The sequence below is a fragment of the Magnetococcales bacterium genome, from assembly GCA_015231925.1.
Classification (GTDB): domain Bacteria; phylum Pseudomonadota; class Magnetococcia; order Magnetococcales; family JADGAQ01; genus JADGAQ01.
In genome coordinates, this window is sequence record JADGAQ010000145.1 from 1 (window position 1) to 10,721 (window position 10,721).

Here is a 10,721-nt window from a genome sequence, read left to right on the forward strand (position 1 = left end):
AAAAATTACGCATTCCAAAGTGGACGCGGTATATCCACCCCCCCTCCCCCCCCCGAACCCCCCGTATGGCTGAACAGATACGATAAATTGAAATTCCGTCCAGATTTGGCATGTGGTTTTGCCATGGCTGGATTACTTTCATTGGAATATTTGAAGGAATAGATGGTTGCGGCCTGCGAAAATAGAAAGGGACGAAGCGAAATCATCAAAGCGAAGAAGGGAATACCGAAGGCCCGATGGGTGAATCGGTTCCTCTCGGGAGGTGCGGGCGGTACAAGCCGCACCGGGTCAGGCAGGACGAGCGGTCAAATACGGTTGCGGCCTTCGGCGACAACGCCGGACAAAGACCCGCATCCTTCGGGGATATCGTACTGAAGAAGCCGCTTCACGACTACCAGCCCATGAGGTTGCGCATGCGTTCCAGGGCCTCGCGCTCGCTGTTGGCTTGAACCGGGCGGCACAAATCCGCATCCACCATGGCCTTGACCAGGGCAAAGCCCGACACCGCCTCTTCCTCACTGGCAAAACGCAACGGCACGATCACCTTCTGACCTCCCCGGTCCACCCGGCGGATGCCGATCCACCAGCTGCGCACCTCCTGAAACGAGGTCAAAAAGAAGGCACTGTTGCGTAAGGATATGGTGTTGTCTTTCATGGAATGACCCTCTCCTGCTCGGTGTCTCCCAACGTATTGGACAAATCGTGCCTGTTGAACAGGTCGTTTTACGTAAAGGAATACCGCATAAAGAGTGCCACTTGGGGAAGAATTATTTATTGTATAAACAGTAGGTTACCAGAACCTGGCCCGGGTTATTCAGGGGGAGGGGTGCAAGGATTGATCATAATGATGGATCCAATATTTGGTAACGAATTGAAATTGCTGATAAAAAATTATTGGCAATCCTTTCGGACAGGTGCAAGAAATCTTGCACTCCCTCGCCAAGGGCTGGCCGAGGTCGGGCGGTATCGGATTTCCAGGAATCGATGCCTGTCAGCCGGGTGGTGCAGGCAAATACCAGAAAGTCAAAGGAGGGAACATTTTATTTTTTAATGACAAAAGATTGAAAGTAAAATTACTCAAATTATAGTATTGATTAACTTATAGATTTTTGTATTTCCCTCTCAATCTTCCGGATAATCCATCGAAGGGCCGTTTTCCGTCATGCGCTTCAACCGCTGATTGAGAGCCTGGCGGGAAATACCGAGAAACGAGGCGGCAATGCCCTGATTCTGGTTGGCCCGCCGCAGAGCTTCCTGAATAAGCTGTTGTTCAACCTCCTTCAACGTCGGCAGCCGTCCCCTCTGATTTTGCCAGAAGGGCTCTTCTCCGGCGCCGTTGCTGCCGTTTGTACCGGGCAGAACCGGTTTGAGAACGATGCTTTTGAAACTTTCCAAAGAAAGGGTCGGGTGACGGTTGCGGGCCACCGCATCAAAAATCATGGCCCGTAATTCCCGTACATTGCCTGGAAAATGGTGGGCCTGTAACAGGGTGATCAGCTCCGGTGGAATGGTTGGAATGGTCTTGTTGAGGGAGGAAACCGCCTCTTTCAGGAAATACTCGACCAACAGGGGAATATCCTCCTTGCGGTCCCGCAACGGCGGAACCTGCACCGGATGCGAGGAGAGACGGTAGTAGAGATCGGGCCGGAAACGACCACTCTGCACCAGTTGCTCCAATGGTTTGTTGGACGCCGCCACGATGCGGGCGTCGCTGGTGCGCGGCACATCGGCGCCCAGCGGCAGATACTGACGGTTTTGCAACAGGCGCAACAGCTTGATCTGAGAGGGAATGGTCAGATCCCCGATCTCGTCGAGAAACAGGGTGCCCGATGCGGCCTGGGTGATCAGTCCGTCCCGGTTCTGATCCGCGCCGGTAAACGCGCCCTTGCGATGCCCGAAAAGGGTATCGGAAAAGAGTACGTCGTCCAGACCGGCGGCATTGACCTGAATCAGCTTGCCCGGCCGGCCACTGAGGGTGTGAATGGATTCGGCGATCAACTCTTTTCCCACTCCCGTCTCGCCGGTGATCAACACCGGTTCCGAGGAGGGGGAGATGGCTTCTACATACTGAAACAGGGTATACATGCCCCGATTTCGGGTGATGATGGCGGCAAAAGCCTCCCCGTGTTCCAGATGGTCGGAGATCAGATAATGGCGCAGGCGCCCCACCTGCTGGCGAAGACGCCGTAATTCCACGGCCCGTTGCACGCAGGAGACGAAACGGTTCTCCTCCACCGGCTTGATCAGATAGTCGAAGGCCCCCTCCTTCATGCAGGTGACAGCGGTTTCCGCCTCCAGAGCCGCCGTCATGACGATGACCGGAATCTCCGGATGATGTTGTACCACCTGGGGCAACAATTTCTGCCCGGGCAATTGGGGCATGAAAAGATCCAGCACGATGGCGGCGGCATTGCCCCGCTCCAGATAGGGCAGAAGCTCCCGGCTGTCCTGGAAGGTGATCACCTGATCCAGACCGGAACTGCGCAACCACAAGCGGGCGCCGAAAAGAATATCCTCGTCGTCGTCCACCAGAAGGATGGGCAGGGATTCACATGTCGGCAGTCGGTTGCTGGTTTCGGACATTGGATCGGGCTAGTTTTGCAGGTGAAGCGGCAAACGAATAATAACTTTTGTTCCTTCGCCGACGACGGATTCGAAGGCGATGCTGCCCCCGTGATCTTGCAGAATTTTATGGGAGATGCTCAATCCCAGTCCGGTGCCTCCGGTATTCAGGCGAGTGGTGAAAAAAGGGTCCAGAATGCGTTCGAGATTTTCCGGAGGGATGCCTTCTCCCTGATCTTCCACGCTGAACACCACCAGACCGTTATCGGGTTCCGCCCAACCACGCACCAGAACGCCGCCTTCCGGATCGGGAAGGGCTTGCAAGCCATTCAGAATGACATTAATGAATACCTGTTCCAGTTGCAAGGCATTCCCTCTGACTGAAGGGAGCTGATCCATCAACTCCACGGAAAAATGTCGGGAGTGTTTCTGTATTTTATTTTGCAGGATGGAAACCGCTTCATTGATCACCTCCACCGGTTTGACCACTTCGTCCAGACGGCCCTGATCGTGTTTGCAGAGGTTTTTCAGGTTGCCCACGATCCGGGTGATGCGTTCCGAGCTGGAGATGATGCGTTTGAGCAGATCGGGGGCGGTTTGCAGGAATTCCGCTCCGGGGAGGCCCGCCAGGGAGTAGTCGCCGTGTTGTTCCTGATAGGCGCGTAAAATGGGTTCCAGATCCTCCCAGGCCCGGGCCAAAAAGGTGGCATTGAAACGGATGGCGTTGTTGGGATTGTTGACTTCGTGGGCCACGCTGGCCGCCAGAACACCGATGGTGGCCAGCCGGGAATAGCGCACGGCCTGGGCCTGGGTGACCCGGCGTTCGGTGATGTCGGTATTGATCACCATGGCGGAGACCACCTTCTCGTCCTTTACAATGGGAACGAAACGGGCGCTCCACCATTCGGCATCGGAAAGGGCATACTGCAATTGGGCGGATTGCCCCTCGTGAAAGACTTTTTCCAGAGTTTTTTGATAGCGTTGTTTATGGATTTCCGGCATACCTTCCAGAAAGTGGAAGGTATTATTCGAGGGATTGGCTGATATGCGGTTGGAAAACAGGATGGTTGCATCCTTGTCGATATTCAAAATCGTATCCGGACAATAATGCACCAGGGTGCGCAACTGCTCCTCGGAGGCCTGCAGTCGTCGTTCCGCCTCACGGCGGCGGGTGATGTCCCGGATGGAAACCACGGCCCCGGTCGGAGTGCCGTCGGATTGGCGTATGGGCGCGCTGCTGAACTCCACTTCGCAACAGGTGTCGTTGTGCAACAACAGTGTTCCGACGGCCTGTTTACGCTGTACGCCGTATTGAACGGCCTCCCGGATGGGACACAGCAGGTGAGGGCTTTCTCCCTCTTCCGCTTTGTTTTCCAGTTGGATGCGGAGGAACCGATGTCCCGGCTGACCCAGAACCTCGTGACGCGGGCGATGTAAAATGGTGCAGGCGGCATCGTTGATGAAAGTGATGAGGCCTGTGGCGTCGGTGACGAAGAGACCTTCCCCGATGGTGTGCAACAGGAGTTGATTCTCCATGTGCAGACGGGCGAAGGTGCGGGAGAGGGAAAACAGGTGGCTCAAAAAGAGCGTGAAAGTGGCGAACAGAGCCGTCAACAGGGCGGCCAGCAGGGTTTTGCCCTCGGAACCTTCCAGAACGGCAGTGGCCCAGTGGGGAAATGACTGGGTAAAACTGACCAGATGAAGCATGACGTAGACAGCGACGAATACCAGCAGAAAGAGTAGAACGGCGAAGATGGACAACCGACCGGAATTGGCCCCTCGGGTCGGGGCGGGAGTGGAAAGGCTGTCTAAAACCGCTGGTTGCGTTATCATGGCAGGGCTCCTTTGACCCGCCGACCATGGTAGCCCAGGAAGATCCCGCTGCCAATGTGTCAGACAGTCGGGTCGTTCTTCCCTTGTGCCGGATTTGAGGATATCCCATGACAGACGGTATCATGTCCCCGGAAAAGATGCGCACGTTGTTGGAAGAGGTGGCCACGGGATCGCTTGCGGTTGATGAGGCCTTGAACCGCCTGCGACACTTTCCGGTGGAAAAGGTCAGCTCCCGGGGAGAGGTCATCGGGCGGGTGGATACGCAACGCTGGTTGCGTCAGGGCTTTCCGGAGGTGATCCTGGGTCTGGGCAAAAAGATGGCCCATCTGGAAAAGATCATCGAACACGCCTTGGAGCATGAGGGCAATCTTCTGATCACCCGGGTGGTTGCGAAACGGGCCAACCGGCTTCGCAAACGCTTCCCGGTGCTGGCCTACGATCCTTTGGCCAGGGCCCTCTATCGTCAAGAGACGGCCGACGACGAGGGATTGGTGGTGGTGCTGTGCGCGGGGACCGCCGATGTGCCGGTGGCGGCGGAGGCGGTATTGACGGCGCGCATGTTCGGGGCGCGGGTTGTGACCCATTTCGACGCGGGCGTGGCCGGGCTGCATCGCCTGCTCGAAGCGGAAGAGCTGCTGGAACGGGGACGGGTCTTCGTGGTGGTGGCGGGCATGGAAGGGGCCCTGCCGTCGGTGGTGGGAGGGCTGGTGCGTCGTCCGGTCATCGCCGTGCCGACCTCCCAGGGCTATGGCGCCTCCTTCGGCGGTTTGTCGGCTCTGTTGGCCATGCTCAACAGTTGCGCTTCCAATGTTTCGGTGGTCAACATCGATAACGGTTTCGGCGCCGGTTTCGCGGCGGGATTGATCAATCGCTGGAGGGAGTGATGTTCTCCTCCCGGTGGGACGACAGGATGATGTTGTTGGCCCGGTAGGTGCCGTCCCGGCCGGGCGATACCTGAAACTGCACCTCGTCTCCGGGTTGGGGCAGCGGTTCCAGTTGATCCATCTCCGAAATGTGCAAATAGACGTTGTTGCGACGGCATTTGGCGAAACCGTAACCCTTTTCCGGAAAAAAGACCGTCACCGTGGCCCGTTCCAGGCTGCCGATGATCAGATTGTCTCCCGGACCGACACTTTGTTGATCCCCGATGAAGGGTCGGAGGAAGGTTGCCGTCAAGCCCTCCTCGTCGGAGCCGGAATTGACGGTGAACTCCACCACTTCGTCCAGGGTGAAGCGGCATTCCCGGTTTTCATGGCTGGTGAAATGCAGCGAAATCGCTTGTCCGTCATGGTCCCGAATAGTGATGTCGCCGGAGCCGTCGGCGTGCAGATTGGTGATGCGGCCCTGCAGACGACTGCCCATGACCAGCACCGAGCAGGCCTGAGGGCGTCCCCCTTTGCCCGGTTTGATGGCGAAGTAGACCTGGTCGTGTTCGTGTAGAGGCGTCTGATTTACAACAAATGTCATGTGGACATAAATCTCGTTGTAATCGCTATCGTTTCCGGAATATTCAATAAAACCGAAACCGCGCTCTTTTTTGAAGGCGGAGACCCTCCCGAAGTAGCGATTCTTTTCGCTTGGCATCGGAGATGTTTCCGGAACCGGGAGCAGTGGTTGAGTGGGAACGGGCCCGTCCAGTGGATGGGAGGTCAGATAGTCCGCATTTTCGCGCCAAACCAGGGCCATCAGGGAGACCGGGTGGGGAGAACCCGGCAGCAGCGTGGGGGGCAGGCTTTGCAGACAGTGGTTCAATCGTGCGTCGGAGAACCATTCCGCTCCGTGTTGGACCAGCCAGGTTTGGGCCGCATGCCACATCGACTCTTCCAGCAGGATGGCGTTGCCCCGTGCCCGGTCGCAGAGTCGGGCGGCCAGATCGAGAGTCAGACCCAGGTATTCCTTCAGATGAGGCGAGAGTTCCAAAAGATGCAACGGGCCGGCAGCCATGGCGATGCGCAGGGGCAGCGCCTGTCGCGAAAGGGTGTGTTGCAGCTCCAGCGCTGCCTGCAACGGCGCGGGAGAAGGTTCGAACAGGGCAATGAGACCGGGACCGGCCAGTTTGATCACCTCGCCCCGGTGTCGATGCACGATCTCTGTCGTGGTTTGATAATATTGGCTCAGCAAATCGCGCCAACCCGCCTCGTCGGAGCGTTCCCGCAGCCGATTGGGATTGTGCAGACGGACACACCAGACGCACGGGGCCAGGAGTGAGGTATGAAAGGGTGAGCCATTACCCACGGCGGTTAATCCTTGCAAGAGCCACGAATTGGGGTTTCGTATACCAGTCCACTGGCACCTTTGTCTACCCGGGCCTCTTGCCCCCCCTGCAAAGAGCTTGCTGCAACGACTGGTTTTTCACGACATAATCTGTTAAAACGGGATGATGTGCGGCAATCCCGGATGAGACATGAGCGAACCATGCACGAACTCCAGGCAGTATCCTCTTCCCATCTTCTGCAGCTGCTGGCCTCGTTGTCCTTTTTTCAGGAGGTTCCCGAGCGTGAGCGGAAAGAACTGCTGAATTTTCTGGGGCAGGGGGTACGCCTCCTCAGCTACCGCATGGGAGAGTTCCTGATCCGGCAGCAGGATGCCAAGGAAAAGAGCTTTTTCATCCTCCTCTCCGGCCAGGCCAGTGTGGTCAAGAGCGGCAGTTCCATGCCTCTGGCCCAGTTGCAGACCGGTGAGTGTTTCGGCGAGGTTTCGTTTCTGACCGACCGGCCCCGTATTTCCAACGTGATCGTTCACGCGCCGGAATTGCCTCGGGACACCGCCTTGCGCACTTTGCTGGAGGAGATTCTGGGCATGCCGCTGGTTGAGCGGGCGCAGGACAATCCCGCCCTGGTCATGTGTCTGGATCGGGAGGTGTTGCCGAAACTGTCCGTTTCCTTGCGCAACCAGCTCAAATCCCGAATCATCGCCCAGATGGCCGGTCGCCTCAACGACATGAACGAACGCATCACCCATGTCACCGGCCAGACCCCGCTGCTCTCGGAAGAGGGGGATTTCGACGACCTGGTCAACAAGGCCGCCGGTCAGGAGAGCCTCTCCCTTTCGCCGGAGGAACAGGAATTCTTCAAGGATCAGTTGATTGGACGCCTGATCCAGGTGATGGACGAGATGAATGTCCAATTGACCCATATGGGGTCGGAGTGACGCCCCGGACTATCTGGAAGCGTGGCGTTTCAACTCCGCCCGTACCCGCTGAGCCTGCTCCTTGAAAGCGTTTGCCACCCCCTTGTTGCCGCGTTCTTTCTGCGCCAGTTCATCGTATTTGGCCGCCACTTTGGCCAGTCCCGCCCTGGCTTGTTGATTGTTCGGATCCAGCCGCAAAATTTCCCGATATTGTTCAAAAGCGTTGTTGCCTCCTTCGGGCGAAGCCAGCCGGGAGCGTTCGATGTTGAGTTGCGCCGCCTCCAGCAGTTTCCGGATGCGCTGTTGCCTGTTTTCCGCAGTGCGTACCGGTTCTTGAGGGGTTACGGCGTGAACGGCTTTTTCGGGCGGTTGTGGCGAGGCTCTCCTCGGACGGGTGGTATCGGCGTTTGGTGACATCAGCTCGGTTGCACCGGCCGGCGTGGGTTTGAAGGCGTCGGTCAGATGTTGAGATTCAGCCAGTTGATCGGGGCTGAGATGGGCCGCAATTTTTTCCCGCGCTTCCCGAGCGCCGGGGAGACCCTGCCGGGCTGCCAGATGGATCCAGTGATGGGCCTGGATGAGGTCGGGAGGCAGCACGGATCCGGCGCCTTTGACGTAGAGAATGCCCAGGTTGAGCTGCGCCGGGGCATGATCCTGGTTGGCGGCCAGTCGGGTCCAGTGCAGCCCTTGAGCGAAGTCCTGGGCCACGCCTTCTCCCTGAATATAGAACAGTCCCAGGTTGGATTGGGCGCCACGATGATTCTGCGCGGCGGCGGCTCGAAACCATTTCACCGCGGAGTCCAGGTCCCGGTTGCCGCCAATACCTTGATTGTTAAGAATGCCCAAATTGAACTGAGCCTCCATGTGGTCTTGTATGGCGGCTTGTTCGAACCAGTAGCGGGCTTTGCTCAGGTCGGCCTCGCGACCCCGTCCTTCGGCGAAGAGGACGCCCAGATTGAACTGGGCCGGGGCGTGCCCCTGTTCGGCGGCGCGCAGAAACCAGTTGAAGGCTTCCTGATCGTCTCGCGGCACTCCCTGTCCTTTGCTGTAGAGAACCCCCAGATTGGATTGGGCCGCCGGAAGCCCGGCTTCTGCCAGAGGGCGCAGGTTTTCCAGGGCCTGGGCGTAGTCATCCAGCAACAGACCGGCCATCCCCTCCTCGAAACTGGGAGCAGCCAGGGCCGGTTGCCGAAGGAGCAAACCGAGAAGAATGAGAAAAAGTTGCAGGTGGCGGGAAGGTGACATGCTTGCCGTGACCCTGGAGACCGATGTTGATGAAGAGGCCAGGATATCACGAAGGAGGAGTAAGACCAATCGGACCTTTTCCGTGAAGGATCGTGCGTATCGGAGACGGCATTCCGGCAAGCGGCACGAACAGGGTCTTCTTCAGCAGACCTGACCTATTGAAACGGTATATTGAAATGTAAGTGTGGCGGTCTTCCGCTGCATGGATTTTCGTCCATTTGGTCAAGTGACCCTTCAGTCCATCCTGCAGGTTGAATCGACCACGACGCTTTTGCGCGATCCGGCTCTTTTCCCGTTTCCAGAGCCGGAAAGGGGGAGGTACGGTACTCTCAAAGCCGTTCAGGAACAGTGGGTGAATTCTGCGGAATCATCGCTTACTTTTGTTCCTTGTTCCCTTCTGAAAGATACGTTTGAGTACGCCAAAATTTTCATCATTGTTATCGTGTGATTTTTGTTTTGTATTGTTTTCCGGGTCTTGCAGGTTGGCACCATGTGTATTCGGATGCGGGTGTGACTCCGGCTCGCTCACGGGGACCGATTGGGTGTTCTCTTGATCACCTTCAGCTTTAGGGGGATTACGCTTAAGGATTCCCGCTTCTAGCAACTTATTGAATAAATCTTGCATGACTCCAAAAGATTCTAAGAATCCTTGAATTGGCATTATTACATGCTGTTGCTCTTCTAGAATCGGTTGGCCTTTATCGTCACGTTCCGTGTCAGAAAAACCCATTAAGCGCATTCTTACTTTTCCTTGCGCATAATTCATCACTTTGATTGTTTCATATTGAGTTTCTTTTATTTTATTGTCCGGATTACCCATGTCTGCATCACTCCAGTTTAGAGTTTAAACCTTATCGTTAAACAATTATATAAATTTGCACCTCTTAAAAAGTACTATGAAAATCGCCAAATTGCAATGACTACTTTGTAACCGTCCATTGCGCCCCAGGATTCTCTGTTTGTCCCGGTGATGCTGCCTTTTGCAAAGCACCCTTTCCAGGAAGCCGGATTATTCCGTTTCTGTTTCATTTTTGCATTATTGCAGGGGTCTGGGGACCATCATGGTCCCCAGCAGGGGTTTGGGGACGGAGTCCCCAATGTGTTGTCTTTGACTTATTTTTGTTCTTTTATTCCCCTGGAAGGGGAGCCTTCCAGGGGAATAAAAGAACAAGAGAAAACCAAAAACAGAACCTTGGAGGCTCCGCCTCCAAACCTCCGCCGGGGGCGATAATCGCCCCCGGACCCCCGTATTAATGAACGAATGAAACAGAAATGGAATTACCGGACAAGACCGATTTTCGATCCTGGAGGCTCCAAGGGGCAGGATTCGAGGCATCCTTTCCGGGAAATTGAACGGTTTGCCCGGAGTCCCGATGATCGGGAATCTTGGAAGGCGAAGGGCCGGGTGGTGATCCCCCCGGTGGCGGAGGTGGCAGAGGTACCCTCCGCGGCGGTATCCGGAGGCATTCCCATCATGTGGAGACGCTCCCATCTGGGGGAGCAAGACAAGGGAATCACCCCTTGCCGGGGCCGATCGGTTGAGTATTGGAGGCGGCGTGTTTACCCCGGATGGGTACTATGCAGATATCGATACGAAAGCCGGATGGGCGAAAGGCTAGCTGATATGGATTTTACTGGTACCCCCGAGAGGATTTGAACCTCCGACCTACGGATTAGGAATCCTAAGGAGTGCGTTTTTTCCTGTTTCCGCCTACAAGATGTTGCCATATAAAATCAGTCAGTTAGCCTCTTGACGTTTCCGGCTGTTTCCGCTATTTTCTCTCCAAGTGGGTACTATGTGGGTACTGGATTTTGGCTAGTACCCAAAATCGACAGGGGGAGACCATGGCAATCAAGCTGACCAAACGAACCGTTGATGCAGCGCAACCAGGAGACAAGGATTCCTTCCTGTTCGATTCCGACTTGACCGGCTTCGGGCTCAAGATCACCCC

The 10,721-nt window shown here is 56.2% G+C and carries 9 protein-coding genes; 3 read left to right on the forward strand and 6 right to left on the reverse strand.

Features of this window, described 5'->3' with window-relative positions; all coding sequences use genetic code 11:
- Window positions 1-391 precede the first annotated feature (391 nt).
- From HQL56_14405 to HQL56_14415, 3 genes are all read right to left on the reverse strand, one after another.
- A complete protein-coding gene (locus tag HQL56_14405) occupies window positions 392-655 on the reverse strand; it encodes a hypothetical protein (protein ID MBF0310711.1) in 264 nt (87 codons plus the stop codon).
- 467 nt (window positions 656-1,122) lie between these two features.
- Window positions 1,123-2,583, reverse strand: a complete 1,461-nt coding sequence (locus HQL56_14410) for a sigma-54-dependent Fis family transcriptional regulator (protein MBF0310712.1) — start codon at window positions 2,581-2,583, stop codon at window positions 1,123-1,125.
- A 9-nt stretch (window positions 2,584-2,592) separates the two neighbouring features.
- The gene (locus tag HQL56_14415) at window positions 2,593-4,395 is read right to left on the reverse strand and encodes a PAS domain-containing protein (GenBank protein ID MBF0310713.1); all 1,803 of its coding nucleotides are present in this window, start codon (window positions 4,393-4,395) and stop codon (window positions 2,593-2,595) included.
- Window positions 4,396-4,517: 122 nt separating this feature from the next.
- On the opposite strand from HQL56_14415, the gene larB reads away from it, so the two are divergent.
- A complete protein-coding gene (larB, locus tag HQL56_14420; GenBank protein ID MBF0310714.1) occupies window positions 4,518-5,279 on the forward strand; it encodes a nickel pincer cofactor biosynthesis protein LarB in 762 nt (253 codons plus the stop codon).
- Here the strand turns inward: larB and HQL56_14425 are convergent.
- Window positions 5,260-6,630 carry a cold shock domain-containing protein gene (locus HQL56_14425; GenBank protein ID MBF0310715.1) on the reverse strand — a complete coding sequence of 457 codons (1,371 nt, stop codon included), beginning with the start codon at window positions 6,628-6,630 and terminating at the stop codon, window positions 5,260-5,262. The two genes, larB and HQL56_14425, sit on opposite strands and share 20 nt — an antisense overlap.
- A gap of 180 nt (window positions 6,631-6,810) precedes the next feature.
- Between HQL56_14425 and HQL56_14430 the strand changes: the two genes are divergently transcribed.
- Entirely contained in the window at window positions 6,811-7,545 is a 735-nt protein-coding gene (locus HQL56_14430; GenBank protein MBF0310716.1) for a cyclic nucleotide-binding domain-containing protein, read from the forward strand.
- Between the two features lie 9 nt (window positions 7,546-7,554).
- On the opposite strand, the gene HQL56_14435 is transcribed toward HQL56_14430, so the two are convergent.
- Together HQL56_14435 and HQL56_14440 are read right to left on the reverse strand one after the other, a co-directional pair.
- Entirely contained in the window at window positions 7,555-8,769 is a 1,215-nt protein-coding gene (locus tag HQL56_14435; protein MBF0310717.1) for a sel1 repeat family protein, read from the reverse strand.
- Between the two features lie 367 nt (window positions 8,770-9,136).
- Window positions 9,137-9,589: a hypothetical protein gene (locus HQL56_14440; protein MBF0310718.1), complete on the reverse strand. Its 453-nt coding sequence runs from the start codon at window positions 9,587-9,589 to the stop codon at window positions 9,137-9,139.
- A gap of 1,025 nt (window positions 9,590-10,614) precedes the next feature.
- Here HQL56_14440 and HQL56_14445 point away from each other — a divergent pair.
- Window positions 10,615-10,721: DUF4102 domain-containing protein (locus HQL56_14445; GenBank protein ID MBF0310719.1), on the forward strand; the 107-nt coding region annotated here is incomplete at its 3' end.

Coding starts and splice junctions, on each gene's coding strand:
- HQL56_14405 (MBF0310711.1), bottom strand. CDS start 655: ATGAAAGACAACACCATATCCTTACGCAACAGTGCCTTCTTTTTGACC.
- HQL56_14410 (MBF0310712.1), bottom strand. CDS start 2,583: ATGTCCGAAACCAGCAACCGACTGCCGACATGTGAATCCCTGCCCATC.
- HQL56_14415 (MBF0310713.1), bottom strand. CDS start 4,395: ATGATAACGCAACCAGCGGTTTTAGACAGCCTTTCCACTCCCGCCCCG.
- larB (MBF0310714.1), top strand. CDS start 4,518: ATGTCCCCGGAAAAGATGCGCACGTTGTTGGAAGAGGTGGCCACGGGA.
- HQL56_14430 (MBF0310716.1), top strand. CDS start 6,811: ATGCACGAACTCCAGGCAGTATCCTCTTCCCATCTTCTGCAGCTGCTG.
- HQL56_14435 (MBF0310717.1), bottom strand. CDS start 8,769: ATGTCACCTTCCCGCCACCTGCAACTTTTTCTCATTCTTCTCGGTTTG.
- HQL56_14440 (MBF0310718.1), bottom strand. CDS start 9,589: ATGGGTAATCCGGACAATAAAATAAAAGAAACTCAATATGAAACAATC.